The organism is Embleya sp. NPDC059237, assembly GCF_042754105.1.
Classification (GTDB): domain Bacteria; phylum Actinomycetota; class Actinomycetes; order Streptomycetales; family Streptomycetaceae; genus Embleya.
The window spans coordinates 23,834-49,593 of the sequence record NZ_JBHZAE010000028.1; the positions used below are offsets into that span (position 1 = coordinate 23,834).

Here is a 25,760-nt window from a genome sequence, read left to right on the forward strand (position 1 = left end):
GTCCGCTCCGGCGACCCCGGGGATACAGCGGGGATACACCCGGGCCCTGTGCCCACATCGACCGGGTGCGTTGTACTCGCTTCCCCGACCCGGCGAACCCGACCGACACCGGCCGGAGTTCGTCGGCGGACCGAGGAGGACACCATGGTCGAAACCACTCCCACCTCCACCCCGCCCACCGAGTCCGCAGGCGGTTCCGGTCCCCGGCGCGACGACCCGCCGGGGAGCTCCTCGCGCACGGCAATCGACGCCGGCGGGGACGTGTTGCGAGCGCTCCTGACCCGGGGACGGGCACCGGCCCCGTCGCGGCCGTCGACCGGTGCCCGGGCGACGACCACCGACCTCCCGACCGGAGCGATCCCGGGCGGGCGCGAACATCGCCTGGCGACCGAGGAGGCCCGACGTCTGCGCCGCGCGGAACGCGACCGGGCCCCGATGGAACCGTTGAGTCGACGCCGACCGGGGCTGTCCCTGCAGGACGCGTACCTCGTGCAGTGGTGCGGGGCGGCGTTGCGCGTGGACGAGGGCGCCCGCGTGGTGGGTCACAAGGTGGGGTTGACCTCGCAGGCGATGCGGCAACAGGTGGGGATCGACGAGCCGGACTCCGGAATCCTCCTGGACACCATGGCCATCGCCTGCGGGGGCACGTTGCGCGTAGGCGAGTTGGTGGCGCCGCGGATCGAGGCGGAGATCGCGTTCCGCCTCGGAGACGACCTGCACGGTGCCGACGTCGACGAGGGCGACGCCCGCGCGGTGATCGCCGAGGTCTTCCTCGCGCTGGAGGTCATCGACAGCCGCTTCACCCTCGACGGCCTCACGTTGGCGGACAGCGTGGCGGACAACGCCGCCTGCGCGCGTTTCGTCCTCGGCGCGGCCGTCCCGGCGCCCACGTGGGACCTGCGCGCCGAGGAACTCACCGTCCGCGTGGACGACACCCCCGCGGCGTCCGGGAAGGGCCGGGCGGTCCTGGGCGATCCGATCCGCTCCCTGGTGTGGCTGGCTCGCCGCCTCGCCGCCTTCGACGCCCGACTGGCCGCCGGTGACGTCGTGTTGGCCGGCGCGGTCCACGCCGGCCTCCCCCTGGCCCCCGGAACCACCGTGTCCGCCGCCTCACCGCACCTGCCCCCGGTGACCCTGCACATCGCGTGACGCAACCGACCCTCCAGGAGCACCAACCCCGGGGCCCGCACACACCCACAGGAGAGGTCCACGATGACGATCAGACCCCCCACGCTCAAGGCCGCCGTAATCGGCGCCGGGATGCTCGGTATCGACCTGACCGAACGCATCCACCGCTCTCCCCTTTTGGCCTGCGCGCTGGTCGCGGGACGGCCGGGGACCGCCGGGCTGCGCATGGCCGCCCGCATGGGCTGCGCCACCTCCACCGCAGGCATCGACGCCGTGCTCGACGCTCGGGAACGCATCGACGTCGTCTTCGACGCGTCCAACGCGCTCGAACAAGCCACCCACCACGAACGCCTGTCGACGTCGGACGTTCTGCTGGTGGATCTGACGCCCGGCAGTGCCGGGACGACGATCGTGCCCACCGTCAACGCGGCGCTGGCCGAGACGTCCCGGCACCTGGGCCTGGTCAGTTGCGGGGGACAGGCGGTCCTGCCGCTCCTGCACGCGCTCACCGGCCACTGCACCCCACGGTACGTCGAGGTCGTCACCACGGCCGCGTCCGCGAGCGCCGGCCGCGCCACGCGCTCCAACCTGGACGAATACCTCGACACCACCGAGACGGCGATACGCCGACTCACCCGTGCCGCCGACGTCAAGGTCCTGGCGAACATCAGCCCCGCCCTGCCCGCGCCGCCGTTCCGGGCCCAGGTCACCGTTATCGCCCGCGACATCAGGCCCGACCCCGTACACGCCGCCGTCGCGGCCGCCGCCGAAGCGGTCCGCGCCTTCGCCCCCGGATACACCGTGACCGCCCTGGCCGTCGACGACGAGACGATCCGGGTGGGCGTCGAGGTCACCGCCCTCAGCGGCGGCCGACTGCCCCACCACGCCGGGAACGTGGAGATCATCAACGCCGCCGCCGTGCTCGTGGCCGAGCGCCACGCCGCCGCCCGGACGAAACGAGGACACCGGTGACCGCCGACGACACACCCGTGATCGTGTACGACCCGACGTTGCGCGACGGCCAACACGCCGTCCGCCACAGCCTCGACGCGGCGCAACTGCGCGCCTACGCCCGCGCCGCGAACCGCGCGCGGATCCCCGTGCTCGAGGTCGGTCACGGCAACGGACTGGGCGCGTCCTCCCTCCAGATCGGCCGCGCCGCGCTCACCGACGACGCCATGCTGCGCGCGGTCCGCGAGGAACTCACCCACACCCGACTCGCCGTGTTCATGGCCCCCGGCTGGGGCCGGAGCGCGAACCTGCGCGACGCGGTCGAGTGCGGCGCCGACGTCGTCCGGATCGCGGCGCACTGCACCGAGATCGACGTCACCGAACGCCACCTGGGCCTGGCGCGCGAACTGGGCGTCGAAGCACAGGCCGTGTTGTTGATGAGCCACATGGCCGACGCGCCCCGCCTGGCCGAACAGTGCGCGACGGCGGTCGGGTTCGGCGCGCAGGCGGTGGGGATCATGGACTCTGCCGGCCACTACCTCCCGGGCGACGTCTCGCAACGCATCGCCGCGATCGTCGCGGCGGCGGGGCAGGCGCCGGTGATCTTCCACGGGCACAACAACCTCGGCCTGGCCGTCGCGAACTCGATCGCCGCCGTCGACGCCGGCGCGAGGATCATCGACGCCAGCGCGCGCGGATTCGGCGCCGGCGCGGGCAACACCCAACTCGAGGTCCTCGTCGCCGTCCTGGAACGACTGGGGCATCCCACCGGGATCGACCTGCGGGCCCTGTTGCTCGCGGCCGACACCGCGCAGGAACACCTGATGCCCGCGCCGCCGACGATCGACTCGGTCAGCCTGGTCTCCGGCCTGGCGGGCGTGTTCTCCGGATTCAAACCGCCCGTCCTGGCCGCCGCGGAAGGCGCGGGCGTCGACCCGATCGACGTCTTCTTCGAACTCGGCCGACGTCAGGCCGTCGCCGGCCAAGAAGACCTGATCCCGCGGATCGTCCGAGACCTGAAGGACGCGTCGTGACCTCCACATCGGGTGATTCCACCGGCGCCGATGCCGCGGTGATCTGCGGCATCGGCGCCGAACTCCCTCACACACGCGTACCCAACGCCCACATCTGCGCGCACCTGGACGTCACCCCCGACTGGATCCACACCCGCACCGGGATCACCCACCGCGTCCGCGCCGACGACCACGTCACCACCGCCGACCTCGCCACCCGCGCCGGGGCGCAAGCCCTGCGATCGAGCGGCAACCGCACCGCGGACGCCCTCGTGGTGGCGACCATCTCCCCGGACCACCGCTGCCCGGCCACCGCCCCCCGGGTCGCCGCCCGCCTGGGCCTGCCCGGGATCCCCGCCTTCGACATCTCCGCCGCCTGCACGGGATTCCTCTACGCCCTCCGGATCGCGGCCGGATTCCTGACCCACCACGCCGCACAGCGGATGCTGGTGATCGCCGCCGATCGCATCCCTCACATGACCGACCCCACCGACCCCATCACCGCACCCCTGTTCGCCGACGGCGCCGGCGCCGTCGTCCTGCGCCGCGGCCACGCCGGCGAACCGGGCGCACTGGGGCCCATCCTCCTCGGCGCCGACGCCACCCACGCCGACGCCATCGTCATCCCGCACCACGCCCCCCTGCGCATGCGCGGCCGCGAGACGTTCAAACACGCCGTCGAACACATGTCACACGTGTCCGAACGCGCGCTACAGGCCGCCGGATGGACCCCGCACGACGTCGACCGGTTCATCCCCCACCAGGCGAACGCCAGGATCACCACCGCGGTCGGCCGCAGACTCGGCATCGACGAACCCCGGGTCCTGCACGACATCGAACGCGTCGGCAACACCGGCGCCGCGTCCATCCCCCTCACCCTCGCCCGAGCACACACCGACGGGCGCCTGAGGCCCGGACACCGCGTCCTGCTCACGGCATTCGGCGCCGGCCTCACCTGGGGCGCCACCACCCTCGTGTGGCCCGACCCGAACACACCGTCCCCACACCCGAACACACCCCACCGGGAGACATCGTCGTGAACCCCGACCTGACGCAACTCCTCGTCACCGACCTCGAACTCGACCCCCGGGCACTGCTCCCGCACACCCGACTCGACGACGCCGGCCTCGACTCGCTCGCCCTCGTCGAACTGGGCATGCTGCTCACCACCCGATGGGGCGTGACCATCACCGACGACGAACTGGCCGCCACCAAAACCCTCGGCGCCCTCGACCACCTCGTCACCCAACGGCGCGCCGACCGGTGAGCCCCGTGAACACGCCCACCGCCGGCGTCGGCACCACCTGGCTGATCACCCCCGCCACCGAACCCGACCGATTCCACACCGCCGTCCGCTCCGGCGCCGACGTCGCCCTCCTGGACCTCGAGGACTCCGTCCCCGCACACGCCAAGGACACCGCCCGCACCAGCGCACTCCACTTCCTCACCACCACCGCGGCGAACCCCGGCGGGAGCAGCCCCCCGACGCTGGGACTGCGCCTCAACGCCACCTCCACGATCCACGGACTCAAGGACCTGGTGGCGGTGGCCGAAAGCGGCCACACACCCGCCGTCCTCCTGGTCCCCAAGGTCGAATCCCCGCACGACATCGAACTCGTCGCCCACCTCGTCCACGCCCGGGACTCCCGGCCCGTCGTGTGGGCACTCATCGAGACACCCCGCGCCATCCAACGCCTGCCCGAGATCCTGCGCGCCCGCCCTCTGGCCGGCGTGGTGTTCGGAGCCGCGGACTACGCTGCCGCGGTCGGCTGCGCCCGCGATCGGCGGGCGCTGCTGTATCCGCGCTCCGCCCTCGCCGCAGGGGCCGCCGCAGCCGGCATCCCCGCGATCGACTCCCCGTGTTTCGACCTGCGCGACCTCGAGGCACTGCGCCTGGAGGCGCACGAGTCCAAGGTTCTGGGATTCGTCGGCAAGGGCGCCGTCCACCCCGCCCAACTCGGCGTCATCCGCGACACGTTCACCCCCACCGGCCACGAACTCGACGCCGCCCGCGCCCTGGTCGCCGCCGCCGACCGCGACGACGGCTCGATCACCACCGTCGACGGCCACATGGTCGGACCGCCCCTGATCGCCGCCGCCCGCACCCTCACCACCCGCGCCGGCCACACTCGCGACCGCACCACCCCGACACAGGAAGACAGGCGATCGACATGAGCGTCGTCGTGCCCCAGGGCTACCGGCCGGTCGGCGAGACGCGGATCCGGGAGAACGTCGGCTTCGGCCTCGAGGACTTCACCGTCGGCACGGTCATCGAACACCGCCCGGCCAGGACCGTCACCGAAACCGACCACGTCCTCACCCTCGCGCTGACCGGCAACCCCGCCCCCGTCCACTGCGACACCACCTACTGCGAGGCCACCGGCCGCACCCGGCCCCTGGTGTGCGGCATGGTCACCCTCGGCATCGTCCTGGGCGCCACGGTCCGCAGCACCAGCGGCCTGACCACCGCCAACCTCGCCCTGGACGAACTGCGCCTGGAACACCCCGTCCACGTCGGCGACACCCTGCACGCCGAAACCGAGATCGTCGGCGCACGCCGCTCCGCGAGCCGCCCCCACCAGGGCATCGTTACCTGCCGCGTCAACGGCTACAACCAACACGACCACCGCGTGATCACCTTCACCCGCACCTTCCTCGTCCCCGCCGACGCGACCACCGTCCGCGACGCCACCCGCTACTGACCCCCCGGGACGACAACCGACCACCCGAGAGAAAGGGGACCGGCATGGCCAGGGACCAACCCCCGACCGTCGTCGAGGCCGACGAGGGCCTGTGGGCCGAGTACGCCGCCCTGGCCACCCGCAGCTACGGCCACCGCCTCGCCGACATCACCCGCCTGTACGACCACGCCGACACCCGCGTCGGCCTGCGCGACGGCCGCGTCGTCGCCGGCGGACTGGGCCTGCTCGTCCCCCAGTTCTTCGGAGGCCGCCCCGTCCCCGCCGCCTGCATGGCCTCCGGATGCGTCGCCCCCGAGGAACGCGGCCACCACCTCGCCGCCCACATGCTCGACCAACGCATCCACCCCCTGCGCGAACAAGGCGCCGTCCTGGCCACCCTGTGGACCACATCCACCGGCTACGCCCGCCGCCACGGCTGGGAAGCCCCCACCGAGGTGTTCACCCGCACCGTCCCCACCGACGACCTCAAACGCGCCTTCCCTGTCACCGACCACGAGATCACCCACGGCGCGAGCCCCGCCACCCGCGCCCTGCAACACGAACTCGCCGCCCGCCACAACGGACCGATCCTGCGCCCCGACTGGTGGGACGGCTGGAAGCAGGACAAACACGACCTGGCCACCTACCGATTCCACCCGCCCGGGCAGAACCCGACGGGACTGGTGTCCCTGGCGTTCGCGGACCATGCGACCGAGGGAACCCGGCTGGTGGTTCACGACCTCTGGGCCGCCGACGATCGCACGGCCGCGGCCGTGTTCGCGTTCCTTGGCCGCCACAACAGCCGCATTCGCACCGTCGAGTTCCAACGCACCGGCCTGCCGCCCCACCCCCGACCGCTGCACCACCTCCACCGCCACGGCAACGCCACGGCCCGCTCCTGGCACCCCTGGATGCTGCGCGTCCTCGACATCCCCGCCGCCGTACGCCTGAGAGGCTGGCCCGACGACGTCCACCTCACCCTCACCCTCGAGGTCGACGGCCACGACCACACCCCACCCGAACGATTCATCCTGCGGATCACCGCCGGAACGGGCGAGACGACCCCAACCGACCGCGAGCCACACATCCGGCTCACCCGCGGCCAGTTCGCCGTCTGGTACGCCGGCGGCCACCCCACCCCCCACGCCGCCGCCATGGCCGGCGTGCGCGGCATATCCCACGACCTCGCCGCCCTCGTCCGCGCCACCACCGAACGCGAACCCTGGCTACCCGACCACTTCTGAACCCCCCCGCGACCACCGCACACCCCACCCCGGAGGCCCGCGATGACGTTCACCCTCTCCCCCCACGCCCGCGTCGTCGCCGTGGTCGCACACCCGGACGACGCGGAACTCATGTTCTACGGAACACTCCGCCACTGGAGCGACACCGGAGCAACCGTCACCGTCGTCGTCGCCACCCACGGCACCAACGGCGTCTTGCTCCACGACCGCCTCGCGGGTGTACAACTGGACCCGCGCACACGGCCGGCCGAGAACGCCGACTCGTTCCAGGGCACCGACATCGCCGTGGAATGTCTGGGCATGACCGACGGCGCACTCACCTGCGACATCGACCTCGTCACCGCCATCGAGGACACCCTGACCCGACACGCGTGCACCGCGCTGCTCACCCACCCCGTACACACCGGCAACGACCACCAGGACCACCACGCCCTCGCCCGCGCCGCGCTCAACGCCGCCACCCGGGTGGCCACCTGCACGACCATCCTCCACGGCCGCCCCCACGCACCCCACCAACACACCACCCCCACCGTCCTGATCGACATCACCACCCACCTCGACGACAAGATCAAGGCCCTCGCCCGACACCGCTCCCAAACCGGCCGTCACTACCTCGACGAGCCCTACACCCGCTGGCGCGCCGCCGGCGAAGCCTGGACCACCCTGCCCGCACACGCCGCCGCAGGACGATCCTTCGAAGCACTCACCCCCTCCCTGCTCCTCGCGCACACCCCCGCGACCGCTCCCGTCGCGATCCCCGACCCGTGCCGGTCCCCGGCCCCACGCAAGGAACCCATCGGATGACGCCCCACCCCACCCCGTTGCCCGCCGATCTGCGGACGTGGGTCACGAATCGACTGGCCGGCACCGGCCCCGTGACGGCCGAGGACGTGTCCTGGCCCCGTGACGACTCCCGGGTGTGGCGCGTGTCCCGGGGCCCGCACGCGGCGTACGTGAAGATCTGCCCCACCGCCCAAACCCACGCCCGCGAGGTCCACGCCTACGACCGTGCCGTCGAAATCCTCGGCCCCGACGAAGCACCCCGCCTGCTCGCCGCCGATCCCGACTTGCGTGCGATCATGACGACGCCCGTCGCCGGCGCCGTCGTCAAGGACCTGCCCCTGCCGCCCGCGCAGGAGCGACTGGCCCACGAACTCGCCGCCCGCCTGCTCGCGCGCTGGCACACCGCAGACCCCGACACGATCCCGGCAACGGCCCGCGAGCAGGCTCTCGCGTCGGTGACCGCGCGCGCCGACGCGGCCGCCCCCCACCTGGAACACGCCGCCCCCGTCCTCACGCAGCCGCAACACGCGCTCGCGGAACGCGCGCGCAAGGAACTCCCGCAACTCGCCCCGGCGTTGCCCCTGGCCCATCGGCACGGCGACTTCGCCCCACGGAACTGGCTGTGGAACGCCGACCGCGCCACCGTGGCCCTGTTCGACTTCGAACAGGCCGCCCCCGGCATCGCGGTCGAAGACCTCGTCTGGCTCTTCGCCACCACCTGGCCCACCCGCCCGGACCTGAAGAAGGCCTGCCTCACCGGCTACGACCGCCGCCTCGACCAGGCCGAGAACCGCGCCCTGACCCTGTTCACCGCATTGGCCGCCACCTCCTACGTGAGCGCGGGCGTCACCTTGGACCGGCCCGACCTCATCACCAAGGGACAGGACGCGTTCGCACACCTGCTCGGCACCGCCCGAACCCCATAGCCTCGGCCGTCGGGGACTCCTCGTGGGCCTGTCGGGCCGTCGCGCCCGATCCCCGGGGGGCGTACATTTCTGGAGCCCTGGGCGGTGATGACGCCCGCCACCGATTCATCAGGCGAGTCCCACCGCATGACGACGGGCTCGAGGTGGAGCAGGTGGACGAGCGCCCCGACGAGCCCGCGTTGTGGGAGCGGCTGTACCGGCTGTGGATCGCCCACGCCGACGAGCTGCGGTGCGAGCTGGGCGAGACGCAGACGCGGAACATGTTGCACGAGGCGCACCGGGTACTGCCGACGATGCCCGGGCGCCGCGCGGTTGTCCTGACTCTGCGGCGCCCCGCGACAACCCGAGCGGCACCGCACGCGGCCGCTACGATGACCGGACCCCGCGCCCCTGAGGACAGGAACGTGCCCGACGAGAGGACCCCGCCGTGAACCGGCATCACCCCGCTCGTGCGGCGGTGCTCTCGGCCGGGTCCTGGGGCACCGCCGTCGGCAAGATCATGGCCGACGCCGGCGCCGACGTCGTCGTGCACGCCCGCCGCAAAGAGATCGCCGACGCGATCAACACGACCCACCGCAACCCCGGCTACCACGCGGACATCGAACTCCCCGCCTCGCTGACCGCCACGACCGACGCGGCCACCGCCCTCCAGGGCGCGGACTTCCTCGTGCTGTCCATCCCCGCGCAGTCCCTGCGCACCAACCTCGCCGCCTGGGCGCCGCACATGGGGCCCGACACCGTGATCGTCTCGCTGATGAAGGGCATCGAACTCGGCAGCGGGCTGCGCGCGAGTCAGGTGATCGCCCAGGTGACCGGAGTGCCTCCGGAGCGGATCGCGGTGCTCTCGGGCCCCAACCTCGCCCGCGAGGTCATGGCGGGCCAGCCCGCCGCCGCCACCGTCGCCTGCCCCGACGAGGACGCCGCCCACCGCGTTCAACAGGCCTGCCACACCACATACTTCCGGCCCTACCGCGACACCGACGTCATCGGCTGCGAACTCGGCGGCGCGGTCAAGAACGTCATCGCCCTCGCCGTGGGCATCGCCACCGGCATGGGCCTGGGCCACAACGCCACCGCGATGCTCATCACCCGCGGACTCGCCGAGACCACCCGCCTCTCCGTCGCCATGGGCGCCCATGCCGCCACCCTCGCCGGCCTCGCCGGACTGGGCGACCTCGTCGCCACCTGCTCCTCGCCCCTGTCGCGCAACCGCACCTTCTTTCCGCTGTTGAAATCTGTCTCATGAGAGCTGTGGTTCAGTCTCGATCCGTTGAGGCGGTACGAGACAGGTGAGCTGACGGGAGTTCCTCCCGGGCCCCTGGGGGAGGGGCGAGTGTGGATCTTGCCTTTGTGCAGTCCAGGCTGCTGGAGCGGTTCCTGGACAGTGATGTGATCTCCGCTGAGGAGGTCGCGGCGCTGCTGAAGCGGCGAGGCGTACTCGACGGGACGCCGGTGTTCCTCGACGAAGGGACTCAGATGCCGTTGCCGCCCCTGTGTGAGTACGGGCGGTACCTGTCGACGGCGTTGCTGGACGAGACCACGCTGAAGGACTACGGGCGGGCCGTCCGCAGGCTGGACGACCACTTGGCTGAGCTGGGCAGCGATGTGCTGTCGGCGGTGGAGTCGGATCTTGTGTCGTACCGCGATCACCGGACCCGGTGGCAGGAGAAGCCGGTCGGCGGGTCGGCCTGGGGCAAGGAATCGTTCGTCCAGGACGACCTCTACGGGTTCCTCGTCGACCGGGGGGTCTTGACGCACCGTCCGGCGCGGGTGGCGGCGCGGGGCCGCAACGCGCTGGCTTCGCGGGTCCGGTCGAGCATGGACATCCGGCATCTGACCTTCGAGCAGTACCGGTACTTCCGGGACGTGGGGTTGGGCGGCCAGCTGCCCAACTCGCAGGTGAATCCGACCTTCCGCGGCTGGTCGCCACTGCGGGGTCGGGCCGGCTCCGATATTGCTCTTGGGTCGGGGACACGGTGGCGGGAGTGGTCGACGGTTCTACTTCCCGAGATCGGGCTCTGGCCGGGAATGCCTGGTGGGGCCGCTGAGTTCACGGTTCAGGCGTGCGCGAAGTACGGCAAAGACCGCCCCGTTTACGTCCCCGAGGACGCGGTCGCGTCCGCTGACCTGTTCTGCCTTTTGGAGCGTCCGGACATCGTCCGCAGGGCGGCCCGGGGCCTGGAGCGCAAGGCGCGCGATCTGTTCGTGGTGGGCGATGTCGACGTGGCCGGCGGCCGGGTGCGGGGCGTCATGGACGGCGTCGTGCGCGAGTTCCAGATGTCGGCGATGGACCCCAGGCTGCGGCGGATCGCCGTCTATGAGGGCGAATTCGGTCTGGAGGCGCTGACCTTGTTCGTCTGCCGCGGTGGGCTGATGCCGGGTGCAGATGCGTGGAAGGGCTACCGCCACCGGGCTTGGGCGCGCATGACCGAGCTCGCCGATGAGACCGCCCCGCGCCTTCCCGCCCGGCGGTGGAGATGGCACGACCTGAGGCATTCCTACGCTCTGCGGCTCTTGACCTACCTGGAGAACCTCATGGACGGCGAGGAGCCGGACCTGCAGGCTCGCCGTCGCCGGCACCGCTCCTATCTGACCGGGCACATCCGGCACAATCCGCTGCTGATCGTCAGCCGCCGACTCGGTCACGCCAGTCCAGAAACCACCTACCAGTACCTCCAGTACACGGACGATCTGATCAACGAATTCGAGGCCGCCTTCTCCGGCTGGGTGAGGGACGACGAAGCGACCTACGCTGAGATCGCCTCGCATGCCCTGTCCGGTGCGAACGGGGGCCGCTGATGGGCAAGCCGCGCGGGAAGGGCCGAAAGAGAAAAGAACGCGAGCGGTTCCTCGCCGCGCTGGCGAACCCGGTCCAGCCTGGGGGAATCGGCCCCCGAGTGGTGCGGGTCCCTGGATGTCTCCTGGCGGTGGACCCGGCGGAATACCGCTGCTCGCGTCTGGTCATGGAGCTGGCGGACGAGTGGACCGAGTACGTCGCCGCCACCGCGATCACGGCTCAAGCAGAGAATTACCGGCAGGCGATCGACCGCCTCTGCCGGTACGTGGACGAAGCGCTCGCTCCTGGAGCCGAGGGAGCGAGCCTGACCGATCCGGATCTCTTCGACACGCTGGTGAAGTGGGAGCTGTCCCTGCCCGAGGGCTACGCGCCGGGCTCGGCAAGGCCGCACCTGATCGCCTCCGCCGTGCGCGTGCTGATTGCCCGCCGGGACGACCATCCCGACCGCGAGGTGGCTCCGGCCCTGGCCCGGCTCGCCCGCGGTCCCGTGCTTTTTGGCGGTGGCGAGTCGACGGAACGAGACGAGTTCACCCGTCAGGAGAAGCGCGCTATGGTCCGCGCTGCTTGGACGAGTGTTCGTGCGACCCGCAAGCGCTTGGAGGAGGGCTGGGCCCTGGCCGAACAGGGGCGCCATCCCGAGCAGGGCAGCTGGACCAGCGTCCCCGACCTGCTCTGGGGTCTGGCACACAAGGAGATCGACTTCGACGACCTCCGCCGCTTCATGCCTTCGTCGCGCGAGTGGCCCCTGGAACTGCTGGAGTTCACTGCCGGGCCGGGCATGGTCCCTCATCCGCAGTCCGCGCGCATGCAGCTGGCGCGCAGGCTGTTCGCGAGTTTGTATCCCACCACTCGTGATCTGCACGCTTTCCGCGTCCTGCTGATGGATACCACCGGCTACACCTCCGAGGAGGTCACTGGCTTCGGTGAGGCAGACGTGGAGCTACTGCCCAGGGGCGTCCGGCTGACTCTGCTCAAGAACCGCGCGGGAAAGCTGCGGCACCGGGCCTTTCGGGACCAGGCCCCATCCGATGCTCCACTGGCGGAAGATGATGTCGGCGGGCCGCTCACCGTGGACTGGCCACGGCGCGAGGCCAGCGAGGTCGTCCGGCAACTCCTGGACGTCACGGCCCGGGTCCGCGCCAAGACTCCGCACATCACGGACACGCTCTTCGTCCGCGCTGTCGTCCGCGGCAACTACAAGACCCTTTTCGATCGTTGGCACCCCGCCGCCTCCAACGGGGGCGGTTTCGCGATTGGCTGGCCGCCGTGGGAGTCGAGGTCAAGGGCGCCCCGCACATCGGCCGCCTGCGCAAATCGGTCAAGGTCGAGAAGGCCATCGTCACCGAGGGGCGTATCGACGCCGCCGCGGACGATCACACTGAGGAGACCTTCGCCGGCCACTATGCCCAGGGCACCACGCTGCGGATCATGTCAGGTCGGACGATCGCTGCAGCTCAGCAGCACTGGTTCGACAAGGCCCTCGACCGCGTTGACGGTCCCACCGTCGTCGCCGGCACCGAGGACATCGGCCAGGGACTACTTGAAGACTCCGGCCTGTCCGCGCAGGAAGCCGAGGACATCATGACCGGCCAGCTCGACATGGGCGTCTCCCACTGCAAGAACCCCTACCAGAGCCCCTACAGCCGCCCCGGGGAACTCTGCGCCGTCGCCCCGCTGCGCTGCCTCGAATGCCGCAACGCCTGGATTTTGCCCACCAATCTGCCGCAACTCCTGCTTTTCAAGGCGCACTTGGAACGACTTCGTACGCTTCTGACCCCGCAGGCATTCAGCCGGCTATGGGGGCAGAGCTGGGTGAACCTCGATGCCGTCCTGGACGACCGTAGGCCCGAGGAACTCGCCCAGGCCCGCAAGCACATCGAATCTGGTGAGGCATCCCTCGACCTGCCGCTGGCCGCACACACGGAGTTCGACGCATGATCCTCACCCTTCCCCAGCAGCGGCGCCCATCGCTGTTTCGGGACGACGAACCCGTCGTCCAAGGTCACTCGCTGCTGCCCGAGGCCCGAGAGTCCGGAACCTACGTTCCTTGGTTCGGCGACACCGAACTCTGGGACTTCAACGGGGTCATCAAACGACCGGCGAACGTCGGCTCCAGTGACTGGAAGGTGTCCTTCAACCTGGAACTGGAGGACCCGTACTGGAATCTGCTGGCCCGCGAGCTGATGATGATCACCTTCAACCAGCGTCACCCCGCGGTCCTCGGGCGCGGCGTCGTCCTCAACGGTTCCGTCAACCCCCGCACTTTGAACCACATCGCCTCACGCCTGCGGACGGCCGCTCGCTGGGGCCGCGAGAAGGGGCTTCCCGGCAGCCCGGACCGATGGACGGTGGAGGATCTGCGGCAACGCATTACCGGCCTGGCCGCCGACGGCTTTTCCCCGAGAACGGTCCGGGGCCACGTGTGCACCTTGAAGAACCTGGCGGCAGCCGAGCCGGCCCTGAGCCTGGCCTGGCCGGCGGGGGATCCGTGGCATGGCCAGAGTGCCCGCAGCGTCGCCGCGGATACCTCCAGCAGGGCCATCACCACCCCTACCGTTCCCCCGAAGACCTGGTTCCCGCTGATTCGCGCCGCTTGGACCTACATCCACGACTTCGCTCCCGACGTCCTGCGCGCCGACCACCGACTTCGCGAACTCAAGGCAGCCGCCCGGCTGTCGGTCCGCGGCATCGACGAGCGATTTCAGGAGTGGCTCGCCGATCCTCAGAACAAGATCCCCGTCCATGCCGCGTCGTTGGAGGAGCAGGCCCCACAGGTCCAGTGGAAGCTGCTGATGCTTCTGCTCGGCTACACGGCAGACTCGTACGCTGCGATCAATGGTCTCGGCCGCCCAGGAGCGCGGCGTCGGCGCACTCGGATCCTGAGCGCGGTCGCCGAGGGGCGGATCACGACCCACGCCCTGGCCGGAGAACTCGTACAGGTAGTCCGGCCGGACGGCAGCACAGGGCCCTGGCACCCGGGCCTCGACCAGCAGGCACTGTTCGAGGCGAAGACGGCACTTCGTGACGCGGCATTCACCCTGGTTGTGGGCCTTTCGATGATGCGTGACTCGGAGATCCACGAGCTCCTGCGGGAGCCCCTCGTCGAGCACTACAGCACTCCCGCCATCTCCTCCACGAAGATCAAGGGCACCACCAACCGTGCCGGCAAACACTGGTGGATCGCTGAACCCCTCGTGGAAGCCCTCGAAGTCGCCGAGGCCGTCTCCCTGCACCCCGAACGTGTCTTCTCGCCCGTCCACGCCACCAAGCAGGACGGCACCCTCGGCGGTGTCGACATGCTGGCGTCGTTCGTGACCTTCGTGAACGCCGCCCGGAACTGGACCGGGCTCGACAAGATCCCCGCCACCTACATCCGCCCGCACATGTTCCGCCGCACGATGGCGATGCTCACCGACCAATTCCCCGGGTCCGAAATCGCCACCGGCATCCAGCTCAAGCACCTCGCCAAGAGGGCCCTGGCCAACGCCACCACCCGCGGCTACGCCGCCTCCGACACCGGGTGGGCCAAATACCTCGAAGACGCCCTCGACAACGTCAAGTTCCGCAAGATCAAAGACCTCTACGAGAGCCACATCGCGGGAGAAGAGATCGGATTCGGACCCGGCGCCGATCGCGTCAAGGACGCCTTCGACCAGGTTGCCGCCACCGTCAAAGCCCGCAACGGCGACGCCCGCACCGCCGACACCCTTTTGCGCACCACGCGGATCCACATCCGCTTCGGCATGCTCAACAACTGCACCGCCGATCACACCAACCCCGTCGGCGCCGTTTGCCTGGAGAACGCCATCGTCCCCGAAGGGCACATTGGACCCCTCGACGAACGCTGCCGGCCCGACCGATGCGCCAACAGCATGATCGGCCCTGAGCACCTGCCGATCTACGACTCCCATCAGCGCAAACAGCTAGAGATCATCAACAACCCCTCCATCCCTCGATGCCGTCGAGACCTCGCCGAACGCGAATTCGACATCACCCGCAACGTGCTCCAGATGGCAGGCGACCCCCAGTGACCGGCACTGCCGACGGCGACCTCAACGATCAGGTCAGTCCCAAAACCGCCGCCGCGCTGCGAGCCGCGATGACCCGCCTCTTCGAGGGACGCCCGCAGCGGACCGACGGCCGTCTCACCAAAGAGAACCTCTACAAAGAAGCCCAGGTCAGCAGAGCGACCATGAACCGGGCTAACGCGATTCTGGCTGAATGGGACGCTCACCTTGCCGCCCACGGCAAGACCACTCCCGGCGAGGCCAGGCGCGATGCAACCATCACCGACCTCAAGAAGCGACTGGCCAAGAAGGCTCAGGAGTGCACACTGCTGGAGAACAAGCTCAAGGCCGCCCACACCGCCATCGCGGCCCTCTTCCACGACAACGAAGCCTTACGGCAGCAGTTCGACAAAGATGCCTCAGCCGTTGTCACGCCCCTGCGTTCACGGGGTCCTCGGCAACGTCGCTGAGAAATCAGCAGGAGTCAACGCAATTCGTTGGCGTACTCGACGTATAGAGGCGTGGCAAGGAGACAGGGATGCTCACTAGTCTCCCACCATTCTGGGGTAGTGAAAGCAGCGGAAGTCCTGGCGTAGCCGCGCATCCACGCTGCTCCCCAAGCCGGTGTGACCCTTGCAGCAGCCGCCAACAATTGGGCGATTGTGCCGGGAAACACGTCACTCCCGACGATGTTGCCTGGGATGGCTGGTCTGGGCCCATTATGTTCTTCGGCCGTGGGAAGTGAGATTGCCCGCATCTGTTGAAGGCTCATGGCCACTAGCGGGCTACTCCGTGCGAACTCCACGTAGGGAGGCAGGGGAACCTTTTCGACTTCGGTGAGCAAATGACTGCTACTACCGTGCATCAGTACACGGGCGCCCCCCGGCTGGAAATATCCCTCTACCAAGCCCGGTTCTGGGTCAATGAACAGGACGGTGTCGGGTGCAATGTCAACGACGCAGACGTTCAGAGGGGCCTCGAAGTAGACCCATTGCCCCGCTCTGACGTCTGGATCCTGAAACCATAGAGCCTGTTCCTCTACATGGCGGACTACCGAGGCTAGGTGCTTTCGCTTCTGGCTTGCACTGTCAGAATCAGCTGCTGCCTCCAGTTCAAATGTGCCCACTGGGGTGGTAGCACGGAAGGCCGTCAGACGGCGGCCGATCCAATTTCTGCCATGTTCAGGGACGAACTGTCTGAGTTTACGGTCCGACAGATACACGAGTTCTCTCATCTGATCCCCGCAGTGCATCGAGTTGAGACCCTCTCGCGCCTGCTACGCCGGTGTCGTTCGACGGAGAGAGTCCCTCCAAGGGTAATTGAGATCCTTTCCCTGCCTAGGCAGCGGCATGGATGAGTCTCGAAGGCTGGCGGCGCCACTCAGTGATGCGCGCGCACCACTCTGGGCGAGGACCCGACCTTGAATGGAGTAGCTGCTATGCGTCCGGCAGCCAGTGGGCGATCGCCGCTCCGAGACGGTGTAGCGCTGACACGCTGTTGACTGGGTGGGGACTGCTGCAGGATTGGGCGACACGGCGGACCAGTGTCTCAGTGTCGCTTCCTTGAACTGCGATGGCCCATCTGGTGCTGCAGAAGTCCGAGCTGGGAAGCCTCGCCCGCATAGATGCCTCATGAGACATTCCGAACGTAAAGAACGCACCTTCGGGTACCACCTCGGGCAAGGTCTCAGCGTCGAACAGGCCGTCGCCGCCACCCGACAGACCACCGAGGGCGTCAAATCCGCCGAGGCGATCCTGGCCCTGGCCCACGCCCGCGACGTCGAGATGCCGATCACGGACGTGGTCTGCGCCCTCCTGCACGAGAAGGTCACCCTCGACGAGGCCGTTGCGGCACTGATGCAGCGGCCCCCCAAGCCCGAGCGCTGACACCGGCGGCCCGACCACGGCCGCACCCCGACGCCATCACCCTCCCGACACGGAGGCCCCCGTCATGGCGAGGGTCTCGCCGCGACTGGGGCAGGCCATGACGCGCGTGCGGGGCAGCGCGGCCAGGGCCCGGGGAGATCGCGGCTGTAGCGGCCGATCACGGTCGCGTCGAGGCCCGGTTCGCGGCAGCGGTGGCGGTAGGTGTTCACACGGCGGCGCGTTCGTCGTCGGTGGGGACGGCGATCATCGCGAGGTGGACATCGCCGCGCAACGGCGCGACGGTTTCGACGAGTTGGTCCAGGCCCTTGCTGTGGTCGGTGCGTCCCACCGCGGCGACGAAACTCGGGTGGGTCTCCGTTGTCACCGGTGTGACCCGGCGCGACGCAATACGCCCCGAACAAGCCGCCCTCCGCCGCAAGGGCCTGCCCGTCGACCGCGACCTGGACAAGGTGATGGCTGCCGCTGACGCGCCCGCGTGCGCCGACCGACGTGCTCCGGCTGCCGCGCATCGCTCACGGGGTTGCTCGTCGGCGTCGGCCGCCACGTGATGTGCTGAAGCAGAGCGAGTATGCGACGCGAATATTGCGACGGTTATCGACCGGCAGCGTCTGCTATTTCTCGCGAAACGTATATACAAAACTGCATCCGCGACAGTGGCGATGTTCTTGGCCCTGACCAGCAGGTACAGAGGTGAAAGTGATTACCCATGTAGGACTGTTGCCCGTCCGTCACTCTCTCTGCGTACGCACTGCGTACGTACTTGCAGGTGAGCGTACATACGGTCCTCACGCTAACGTCCCGTCACCTACATACCGTCGGGTTGCCCGACGCGGCGGATGCCCTTAGCGGAAGTGTGGACAACTTTCATTTTCTTATCCACAACCCTGAGTTGTCTCACGGCGGGTTGGCGAATACGGTTGCGCCTGAAAGGCGTCGGGGGAGGGAACCCCAGGCCTCTTCGCGCACGTAAAACGGCGCCACCCAGTCGACTCGCGGTGGATCTGGGTGGCGCCGAACAAGCAGCCCCATCCCGTCTAGTAGGAAGGAGCTACTCCCATACGACCCCGGCCGGGGTCATGCGGTCAACCGACGCTCGTGACCGGTGAACGCATCCGGTCCTTACGGGAGTAACACCTTGAACGTGCTCGCCCTGCTGACCGCCCTTGTTGCACTGCTGGTCGGCATCGTGTCCAGCCTCCTCGCCTGGATCCTGATTCCGCGGTACGGAGGTACGGCACTTCACCGCCTTACCGGGTCCGGTGGTGCGTTCGCTCTCGCCTGCGGCCTCGTGATCGCGGCCGTCGCGGCGTACAAGGCGTGACCAGCCGTGTCTGCCTGATCCGATAGAAGCCCGGTGCCGCAGCACCTGTATCCGGAAGCAGGTGCTGCGGGCCTACATCGAAGGTGCACGAAGGCTCGGTCAAGATGTTGTTCGAGGGGTGCCGTTTGTCGGCGGCCTCGGTCATCAGCTCGACGTGCGGGGCCCGTCGGATCGGGAGTCTCCCCCCTGCGTCGTCGATCCGTTCCCGCTCCGCCTCACCCTCGGCCCGCCACCGCCGCAGCGTCGACGGGGCGATGCCGACGTACCCGGTCGCGACCATCCACGGTGTGCCTATCCGTGCTCGCACGCAGCGCGCGACTGCGCGGAGTTGCCCGGCACGGCAAACTTCCGGAGCGTTGTGTCGGCCCTGTCCCGACACAACGCCGCACGGCCGGATGGTGTTGATGTGTGAGACGTGGCTGTCCGGAGTGTTCCGGTGCCGTCGTCGCGGCTGCCCGGTCGTTTGAGTACGTGACCGTGCCCGTTTGAGTACGTCGTCCCTGGGGGTGTGGTGCCCTCCGCCGGGAGGGTGGGTGCATGACGACGAGGACGGCGGGGCGGCGGGGTTCGGGCGGCGGAACGCGGGCGGGTGGCGGGGGGCGCGGTTCGCTGGTGGTGTCGGCCCTGGTGGTGTTGTGGGCGGTGACCGGGGTGTTGATGGTGGTGTTGCCGTTCGGGGCGATGATGAGCGATCCGTGCGAGTCGGCGGCGGACGGTCTGATCTGCACGGCCGGGGGCCAAGCGTTGTGTTGGCAGATCCCGTGGATCGGCGGGCCACTGGTGGCCGTCTGCGGGACGGCCGCGGTTGTGGCCGGGCCGAGGGGTCTGCGCTACGGCGGAGTGCTCGCGTGGGCGGTCGCCCTGATCGTGATGGCGGCATGCGTCGGGGGGATCGCCGACTCCTACCACCCGCGGTAGCCGACAGCCACCGACACGACGCAGCGACGTGCCTGGCATGCGGGACCGCGCCGGCACGCCGGGGGAGTACGACACGCCGGCCGTCCGGTCGGCGGCGCCGTTACCCGTGTCCACCCGCCGGCACGTTCTGTCCGGTATTGGGTCAGATCCGGTCCCAGGCGTCGTTGGGAATGCTGTCCCACACGCTGAGGGCCCGCGTGTTGGGTCTGCCGAACAGCGCGCAGGAGACGAGGGTGTCTCCGCCTCGTTGTGCGTCCGGGAAGACTCCCAGGTCCGTCGAGCCGACGTCCCCGCTCGGCATGAACTGGACGCCCATGCCGCGCTCTTCGAGGTGCGCGACGAGCTCGCTCGCCACGTCGGAGGGTGGGCGGCCGATGAGCCGGATTCCGTCCATCACCACCTGTGGACCACTGCGGGCGCCGACGACGACACAGGTCAGGCCGATCGTGTCCACGAAGTATGCGAGGACGTCGTAGGAAGGTGCCCAGGGGTCGGTCCTGTGCCTGCGGAAGGTGCCCCGCTGTCGCCCGTGGGGACCGCGCCTGTCGATCGACGCGAACTCGGCGACGAAACCCGCCTCGCGCATGACGGCCCCCGCGGCCTCGCGGGTCATACCGAAACACAGTGGCCCCACCCGCTCGAACGGCACATAGTCCCAGTGCGCGCGCTCACCCTCGGCGATCACCGCCCACTGCTCCATCCACCACACGCCAACCCCCCGAACGTCTTGGGAACCCACGAACACCCGCCTGCGCACCCGGCCTACGTCCCGGCCCGCCCCGTGAACACACGACCGCCGTCCGGTGCTCGAGATCCGTACCGATCCCGTCGGCGGCCGGAGGTTCGCGGGCCGGCGATTTCGCAGCCGCGCCCGGGAAGCCATCGCGGTCGACACCGGCATCGACCTCACACGGCCGGCCGGACCCGACCGGTCAACGGCTTTCCAGGAGCGGCGCGACCAGCGTCGCGAACTCCTCCGGGGTCATGATGCGGATGCCCAGGGCCTCGGCCTTGGCTCGTTTGGATCCGGCCTTGTCGCCGGCGACGACGAGAGTGGTCCTGGCGGAGACGCTCGAGGCGGCGCGGCCGCCGGCGCGTTCGACGAGTTCGTTCATCTCGTTGCGGGACAGCGCGGCGAGGGGGCTGGCCATGGCGCCGGTGACGACAACCGCCTGTCCGGCCAACGGCAGCGGACCGGCGGCGGTGTTGCCGGCCGCGTCGTCGTCGGAATCCGTCTCGGCCGCCGTCGTGGGATGGGCGCCGGGTTCGATGGTGTTCACGCCGGCGGCCACGAGTTTGTCCAACACCTCCGCCAGGTCGGCGAGTTCGGCCACGATGACCGGGGCCTTGCCGTCGCCGATGCCCTCGACCCGCGCCATCTCGACGACGTCCGCAGCCCGGACGGCGTCCAACGTCGCGAAATGACGCGCGATGCGGCGCGACATGGATCGTCCGGTGCCCCGGATCCCCAGCGCGCACAGCACCCGGCTCAACGGCCGGGACTTGGCGTCCTCGATCCCGGCGAGGAGTTTGTCCGCGCTCCTGTCGCCCATGCGCTCCAGAGCGAGGAGCCGGTCGCGGGTCAGGGTGAACAGGTCGGCCACGTCCGCCACCGCGCCGGTGTCGACGAGCTGCGCCACGAGTCGCCCGCCGATGCCCTCGATGTCGAGCTGGTCGCGGCCGACCGCGTACAGGATCCCGGCGTGCAACCCGCAGGCGCGTCCCTTCACGCACCGCCACCGCTGCTCGCTCGTGTCGATCTCGCCGCCGCACTGCGGGCAGGCGGTGGGGAATTCGATCGGCGTCTCGTCCCCGGTGCGCACGTGCACCAACGGCGCCTCCACCCGGGGGATGATGTCCCCGGCTTTGTAGACGCTGACCTGGTCGCCGATGCGGAGCCCTCGGCGTTCGATGTCGGCCGGGTTGTGCAGGGTCGCGAAGCCGACGACGCTGCCGTCGATCTCGATCGGGTCCAGGATCGCGCGCGGCGCGATCACCCCGGTGCGGCCGACCGCCCAGTCCACGCCGACGAGCCGGGTGATCTTGTGCACGGCGGCCAACTTGTAGGCGATCGCCCAGCGCGGCGCGCGCGACCCGTTGCCGGCGTCGGCCTGGTCCTGCGCGCTGTCGGCCTTGACGACCACGCCGTCGATGCCGAACGGCAGGTCCGGCCGCATGGCCGCGATCGCGTCCACGGCCTCCTGCACCTCCGCCAGGGTGGGACACACCCGCAGCCCCGCCGGGGTGCGTCCGGTCGTGTTCACCCCCAGGTTCGCGACCGCGGCCATCGCCTCGGAGTGCGGCGCCTTGCGCAGGAACGCGGCGAAGTCCCCGTCGTCATCGGCCGCGGGCATGGCGACGTAGCCGTAGAACGTCGTGGGGATGGTGTAGGTCCGGTCCTTGGCCCGCAGTGTTCCGGCGGCGCCGCTGCGCGGGTTGGAGAAGACGGTCGCGCCGTTCTCCACCCGTATCTCGTTGGCCCGTTCGAACTGCTCACCGGTCAGAAGGATCTCGCCGCGGACCTCGATCGACACCGGCTCGGCCAGGCGCTCCGGCAGCCCCAGCACGGTCCCGATCGCGTGCGACACGTCCTCGCCGGCGATTCCGCCACCCCGCGTGACCAGCTGCTCCAGCCGGCCCTCGCGGTAGCGCACCGCGACCGCCAGGCCGTCCATCTTCGGCTCGACCGTGAACCCGTCGACCGGCCGGCCCAGGCGCCGCTCCAGTGACGCGCCCCAGGCGAGGAGCCCGTCCGGGGCGAAAACGTTCGCGATGCTGAGCATCGGCACCGAGTGGGCCACGTCCCCGGGGGCGAGCGCCCCGGCGGCCACCTTCCCCACGGGGGACTCGGCGAGGACGTGGTCGGGGTGCTCGCGCTCGTAGTCCTCGATGCCGCGCACCAGGGCGTCGTAGACGTCGTCGTCGAGCGCGGAGTCCGCGCCGCCGTAGTAGGCCCGCGCGGCGGCGGTGACGGTCTCGACGGCCTGGGCGTACGCGTCGAGGTCGGCGAGAGCGGCGGCGGGCGCCGGGGTGTCGGTCATGCGAACGATCATCGCCGCAGCCACCGACACGCGCCGACCCCCCTCGTGCGGAGCCGGGCATCCCGAGAAGTATTCGCCCGCAGACCGAGAGGAATCACCCCGAACCCCACCGTCCCAGGGGCCGGGGCGGAGCGTTTCAGCCGGTCTTCCGTCGCGACCGGGCCGCCGCCGCGCCGCCCTTTTTCGTGCTGCTCTTGATGGTGGTCTTCGGCATCGTTCGCTTGGCGCCGGGACGGCCCTTGGCGGCGGCTTCGACGCTGGCGGTGAGCGCGGACATGAGGTCGACGACGTTGTTCGCGGTCGTGGTGCGCCCGGCGGCCTCGTCGGGGTGGGCGCCGGCGGCCTTGGCCTCGACCAGCGCGTCGAGCGCGCGCTGGTAGTCGTCGTGCACTTGAGATAGTTCGAAGTCCTCGCTGAGGGTGTCCATGAGCGAGGCGGCCATTTTCAACTCCTGGGGGCGGATGGTCACCTCGCCCCGCGGGGCGATGCCCTCGGGTGGGCGGAGTTCGTCCGGCCAGAGCATCGTCTGCAGGGTGAGGACGTCGCCCTGCGCCCGGACCAGGGCCAGGCTTTCGCGCGTGGACAGGGTGATCTTGGTGACCGCCGCCCGGCCCTGTCCGGCGAGGGCCTCGCGGATGAGGACGTACGCCTTGGTCGCCGTGGGGCCGGCCGGCCCGAGATAGTAGGGCTTGGACAGGGCGAGCGGGTCGATGTCGGCCTCGTCGACGAACGCGAGCACGTCGACGATCTTCTTGCTGGGCAGCGGCAGCTCGGCCATGTCCTCGTCGGTGAGCACGACCTGGCGCCCGTCGGAGGATTCGTAGGACTTGGCGATCTCGGCGTAGGGGACCTCCTCGCCATCCAACTCGCAAATCCTCCTATATCGGATCCGACCGCCATCGCTCTGGTGCACCTGATGCGCCGCGGAGCGACTCTCCGACACGGTCGCGGGATACAACTCCACCGGGATGTTCACCAGCCCGAACGAGATGGACCCCTTCCACGTCGCCCGCATGCGCACCCCTTGACAAATGACACGAAATGACCGCTTTCGATCGTATGGGATCAATGCGGTGGTGGCCAGGAACGCTTCGCCACGACCGACGCGGCGCGGGGACTCGGACGGCCCCTCGAAGGGGTCGAGCGCGGAGGGGACCATGCCCACTGCGGAGGGTGACGATCGTGGAGAGTGCGTCCAACGGGCGGCGGTCCCGGACGTGGCCCGACCCCCGCGCGGGCCCGTGTCCGGGACGTCTGTCGGCCCGCCGGCCGAGGGGGTGCGCACATGTGGCCGGCGGGCCGATCGTGGCGGTCGGACCCGGGTGGGGAGGCAAGGTCTCCGACGGCCACGCGCGAACGTACACGTCCCCACCGACATCGCCACGGCCGTTGCCCGAGCCACGTCTCGGTGTGACTGGTCGCGATAGATGACATCTGGCCGCAATTGACACCGACGGCTCGTTGACGTGACCGCCGCGATCGAGTCGTGACACGGCAGTTGGAACCTCGCCATGACGGTTGGAACCGGCGAGGTCGGTTCGTGGAGTGGCCGGCGTCCTGGGCCTCAGGGCCGACGGACTGGTTCGTGGCCTCGTGGAGGGCAAGTTCCTCGGGAGTTCCGACGAAGGCGGGTCCACAGCCGGGAGGGAGACGTTCGACCACCATCGTGACGGCCTGCTCCGGCGTCGCCGCCGGACCCAAACTCACCGCGTAGGGGGCCGGAGACCCGGTAGCCGCCTCCTGTCGCGGGCTGGATGTAGGGGATGTCCCACGTCCATCGCTGCTCTGTGCAGCGGCTGAAGTGCAGCTCTCCCATTCCTGTCCAGGGGAACAACCGACGCAGGTGGGGTTCGGCGTAGGCCGCTTCGAGCAGTGCCGGGCGGATTCGCCCGTCGGCGCGAACCTTCTGCCAACCTGCTTCGACGAGCGCCCGGCTCGGAGGGGTTGTGTCCATGGCGACACCATCCCGGTCTCGACGCGGGGCCGGATTCGTGAAGGGGGTGCCGGCGGGAGCAAGACCACGCGGCGGGGGTGAGTCCGGCAGGCTCGGTTCACAGGCCGAAGCCGTCGATTGCCTGGGGGTGAAGGGGTGGTGGCGTCGGTGTTCGGTCGGCTGGACGCGACGTGGGAACACCTCGGCGGCCGCAGAGCCCGATCAAACTGAACTCCCGGCATGTCCGGTCCGACATTGGTGATCGAGTTGGCGGAGCCGCTCTCCCCGGTCGCGCTGCGCGAGTTCCGCGCCTTGATGGTGGGGCTCTCCTCCCACTTCGACGAGAAGCGGCTCGGGTTCTTCGACGTCAACGTGCCCGCGGAGCGACTGGGCGTCGAGGACAGGCGAGAGGAGGACCGGCGAAAGCCGTTCCCGCTTCCACGCCTCGGCGACCACTTCGCGGACGGGGAGCCCACGGCCCTGGTGGGATTCAATCCGCGGCGGGAGGACCGGCGTCGGCCCTTCCTGGTCCACGTGATGGGGCCGGGTGTCGGCGACGAGAGCGTCTTCGGGGCCGAGCACGCGGACGAGCCCGAGGTGGAGGCCGTCCTCGGCTTCAGGCCGACCCATGCCGTCAATGTCAGCGCCGGCTGCGATCGCGGGATCGACCACGTCACCGCGGCCCTGCTGACCGCCGCCGTCATGGACGTCATCGGGGGTGTGGCCAAAGCCGAGCTGCTGCATGGGCAGGCGTCGGTCGTCGCCGGCCTTCCGGGAGTGCGGGGGATCGCGGACGACGACGGGATGGTGCTGGGAACGGCGGAGTTCCTGCGGGCCTGGGTTGGGCGCCCCGCCTTCCGGCTGGTCAAGTAGCTCGGGCGGATCCGCTGCGGATGGGCGCTGTGATCTGGGATCACGGCGGCGGCCGACCCGGGTGAACGATGTCGACACGGTGCGCCGGGCGCGACGTCCGTCTCGACGCCATCGACGTGTACCGACTCCTACCGCCTCGCCCAGACGCGGGCCCAGGCCGAACGCGCGGGCAACGGACCGGAAGGGGACCAAGACCCCTGATGGGCGTGGTCTCAACGCTCCAGAGGGCTGGTGGGTGCACTGACAGTGGCCCGCACT

General features: G+C 69.8%; 24 protein-coding genes and 2 pseudogenes. 20 read left to right on the forward strand and 6 right to left on the reverse strand.

Annotated features, from left to right (window positions below; genetic code table 11):
- Positions 1-144: 144 nt before the first annotated feature.
- From ACFXKZ_RS48445 to ACFXKZ_RS48520, 16 genes and pseudogenes are all read left to right on the forward strand, one after another.
- Positions 145-1,149: a 2-keto-4-pentenoate hydratase gene (locus tag ACFXKZ_RS48445; RefSeq protein WP_380013498.1), complete on the forward strand. Its 1,005-nt coding sequence runs from the start codon at positions 145-147 to the stop codon at positions 1,147-1,149.
- Between the two features lie 63 nt (positions 1,150-1,212).
- A complete protein-coding gene (locus ACFXKZ_RS48450; protein WP_380013501.1) occupies positions 1,213-2,100 on the forward strand; it encodes an acetaldehyde dehydrogenase (acetylating) in 888 nt (295 codons plus the stop codon).
- Entirely contained in the window at positions 2,097-3,113 is a 1,017-nt protein-coding gene (gene dmpG, locus ACFXKZ_RS48455; RefSeq protein WP_380013504.1) for a 4-hydroxy-2-oxovalerate aldolase, read from the forward strand. The genes ACFXKZ_RS48450 and dmpG overlap by 4 nt, the downstream gene beginning before the upstream one ends.
- A complete protein-coding gene (locus ACFXKZ_RS48460) occupies positions 3,110-4,132 on the forward strand; it encodes a beta-ketoacyl-ACP synthase III (protein ID WP_380013507.1) in 1,023 nt (340 codons plus the stop codon). Before dmpG ends, ACFXKZ_RS48460 begins: the two co-directional genes overlap by 4 nt.
- The gene (locus ACFXKZ_RS48465; protein WP_380013510.1) at positions 4,129-4,359 is read left to right on the forward strand and encodes an acyl carrier protein; all 231 of its coding nucleotides are present in this window, start codon (positions 4,129-4,131) and stop codon (positions 4,357-4,359) included. Before ACFXKZ_RS48460 ends, ACFXKZ_RS48465 begins: the two co-directional genes overlap by 4 nt.
- Positions 4,360-4,364: 5 nt before the next feature.
- Positions 4,365-5,267, forward strand: coding sequence for an HpcH/HpaI aldolase/citrate lyase family protein (locus ACFXKZ_RS48470; protein ID WP_380013513.1), 903 nt, complete (start codon positions 4,365-4,367; stop codon positions 5,265-5,267).
- On the forward strand, positions 5,264-5,794 hold the full coding sequence (locus tag ACFXKZ_RS48475; protein WP_380013516.1) for a MaoC family dehydratase: 531 nt from the start codon (positions 5,264-5,266) through the stop codon (positions 5,792-5,794). The genes ACFXKZ_RS48470 and ACFXKZ_RS48475 overlap by 4 nt, the downstream gene beginning before the upstream one ends.
- A gap of 44 nt (positions 5,795-5,838) precedes the next feature.
- The gene (gene eis, locus ACFXKZ_RS48480; RefSeq protein WP_380013519.1) at positions 5,839-7,017 is read left to right on the forward strand and encodes an enhanced intracellular survival protein Eis; all 1,179 of its coding nucleotides are present in this window, start codon (positions 5,839-5,841) and stop codon (positions 7,015-7,017) included.
- A gap of 42 nt (positions 7,018-7,059) precedes the next feature.
- Positions 7,060-7,821 carry a PIG-L deacetylase family protein gene (locus tag ACFXKZ_RS48485; protein ID WP_380013522.1) on the forward strand — a complete coding sequence of 254 codons (762 nt, stop codon included), beginning with the start codon at positions 7,060-7,062 and terminating at the stop codon, positions 7,819-7,821.
- On the forward strand, positions 7,818-8,726 hold the full coding sequence (locus ACFXKZ_RS48490) for an aminoglycoside phosphotransferase family protein (protein WP_380013525.1): 909 nt from the start codon (positions 7,818-7,820) through the stop codon (positions 8,724-8,726). Before ACFXKZ_RS48485 ends, ACFXKZ_RS48490 begins: the two co-directional genes overlap by 4 nt.
- A 152-nt stretch (positions 8,727-8,878) precedes the next feature.
- A complete protein-coding gene (locus ACFXKZ_RS48495; RefSeq protein ID WP_380013528.1) occupies positions 8,879-9,157 on the forward strand; it encodes a hypothetical protein in 279 nt (92 codons plus the stop codon).
- Positions 9,154-9,945 (forward strand): annotated as a pseudogene (locus ACFXKZ_RS48500) (NAD(P)H-dependent glycerol-3-phosphate dehydrogenase); the annotation flags it as partial. The gene ACFXKZ_RS48495 and the pseudogene ACFXKZ_RS48500, both read left to right, overlap by 4 nt.
- 116 nt (positions 9,946-10,061) lie before the next feature.
- The gene (locus tag ACFXKZ_RS48505; RefSeq protein WP_380013531.1) at positions 10,062-11,525 is read left to right on the forward strand and encodes a hypothetical protein; all 1,464 of its coding nucleotides are present in this window, start codon (positions 10,062-10,064) and stop codon (positions 11,523-11,525) included.
- Between the two features lie 1,264 nt (positions 11,526-12,789).
- Positions 12,790-13,461 carry a hypothetical protein gene (locus ACFXKZ_RS48510; protein WP_380013534.1) on the forward strand — a complete coding sequence of 224 codons (672 nt, stop codon included), beginning with the start codon at positions 12,790-12,792 and terminating at the stop codon, positions 13,459-13,461.
- Positions 13,458-15,554 (forward strand): integrase, encoded by a 2,097-nt coding sequence (locus ACFXKZ_RS48515; RefSeq protein ID WP_380013537.1) that lies wholly within the window; start codon positions 13,458-13,460, stop codon positions 15,552-15,554. Before ACFXKZ_RS48510 ends, ACFXKZ_RS48515 begins: the two co-directional genes overlap by 4 nt.
- Positions 15,551-16,000 (forward strand): hypothetical protein, encoded by a 450-nt coding sequence (locus ACFXKZ_RS48520; RefSeq protein WP_380013540.1) that lies wholly within the window; start codon positions 15,551-15,553, stop codon positions 15,998-16,000. The genes ACFXKZ_RS48515 and ACFXKZ_RS48520 overlap by 4 nt, the downstream gene beginning before the upstream one ends.
- A 14-nt stretch (positions 16,001-16,014) precedes the next feature.
- On the opposite strand, the gene ACFXKZ_RS48525 is transcribed toward ACFXKZ_RS48520, so the two are convergent.
- Positions 16,015-16,782: an SAVMC3_10250 family protein gene (locus ACFXKZ_RS48525; RefSeq protein ID WP_380013543.1), complete on the reverse strand. Its 768-nt coding sequence runs from the start codon at positions 16,780-16,782 to the stop codon at positions 16,015-16,017.
- 397 nt (positions 16,783-17,179) lie between these two features.
- On the opposite strand from ACFXKZ_RS48525, the pseudogene ACFXKZ_RS48530 reads away from it, so the two are divergent.
- Positions 17,180-17,416, forward strand: a pseudogene (locus ACFXKZ_RS48530) (NAD(P)H-dependent glycerol-3-phosphate dehydrogenase); the annotation flags it as partial.
- A gap of 205 nt (positions 17,417-17,621) precedes the next feature.
- Here the strand turns inward: ACFXKZ_RS48530 and ACFXKZ_RS48535 are convergent.
- Complete coding sequence (locus tag ACFXKZ_RS48535; RefSeq protein ID WP_380013546.1) at positions 17,622-17,780, reverse strand: hypothetical protein; 159 nt, start codon at positions 17,778-17,780, stop codon at positions 17,622-17,624.
- A 771-nt stretch (positions 17,781-18,551) separates the two neighbouring features.
- Here ACFXKZ_RS48535 and ACFXKZ_RS48540 point away from each other — a divergent pair.
- The gene (locus tag ACFXKZ_RS48540; protein WP_380013549.1) at positions 18,552-18,737 is read left to right on the forward strand and encodes a hypothetical protein; all 186 of its coding nucleotides are present in this window, start codon (positions 18,552-18,554) and stop codon (positions 18,735-18,737) included.
- A gap of 537 nt (positions 18,738-19,274) precedes the next feature.
- Positions 19,275-19,655, forward strand: coding sequence for a hypothetical protein (locus tag ACFXKZ_RS48545; protein WP_380013552.1), 381 nt, complete (start codon positions 19,275-19,277; stop codon positions 19,653-19,655).
- Between the two features lie 142 nt (positions 19,656-19,797).
- Here the strand turns inward: ACFXKZ_RS48545 and ACFXKZ_RS48550 are convergent, their stop codons facing one another.
- From ACFXKZ_RS48550 to ACFXKZ_RS48565, 4 genes are all read right to left on the reverse strand, one after another.
- Positions 19,798-20,355, reverse strand: a complete 558-nt coding sequence (locus tag ACFXKZ_RS48550; RefSeq protein WP_380013555.1) for a hypothetical protein — start codon at positions 20,353-20,355, stop codon at positions 19,798-19,800.
- A gap of 232 nt (positions 20,356-20,587) precedes the next feature.
- Positions 20,588-22,696: an NAD-dependent DNA ligase LigA gene (ligA, locus tag ACFXKZ_RS48555; protein WP_380013558.1), complete on the reverse strand. Its 2,109-nt coding sequence runs from the start codon at positions 22,694-22,696 to the stop codon at positions 20,588-20,590.
- A 136-nt stretch (positions 22,697-22,832) separates the two neighbouring features.
- Entirely contained in the window at positions 22,833-23,711 is an 879-nt protein-coding gene (locus ACFXKZ_RS48560) for a Ku protein (RefSeq protein WP_380013561.1), read from the reverse strand.
- A 549-nt stretch (positions 23,712-24,260) separates the two neighbouring features.
- Entirely contained in the window at positions 24,261-24,650 is a 390-nt protein-coding gene (locus tag ACFXKZ_RS48565; protein WP_380013564.1) for a DUF6193 family natural product biosynthesis protein, read from the reverse strand.
- Positions 24,651-24,869: 219 nt separating this feature from the next.
- Here ACFXKZ_RS48565 and ACFXKZ_RS48570 point away from each other — a divergent pair, with 219 nt between their 5' ends.
- Positions 24,870-25,502 (forward strand): DUF6368 family protein, encoded by a 633-nt coding sequence (locus tag ACFXKZ_RS48570; protein WP_380013567.1) that lies wholly within the window; start codon positions 24,870-24,872, stop codon positions 25,500-25,502.
- Positions 25,503-25,760 lie beyond the last annotated feature (258 nt).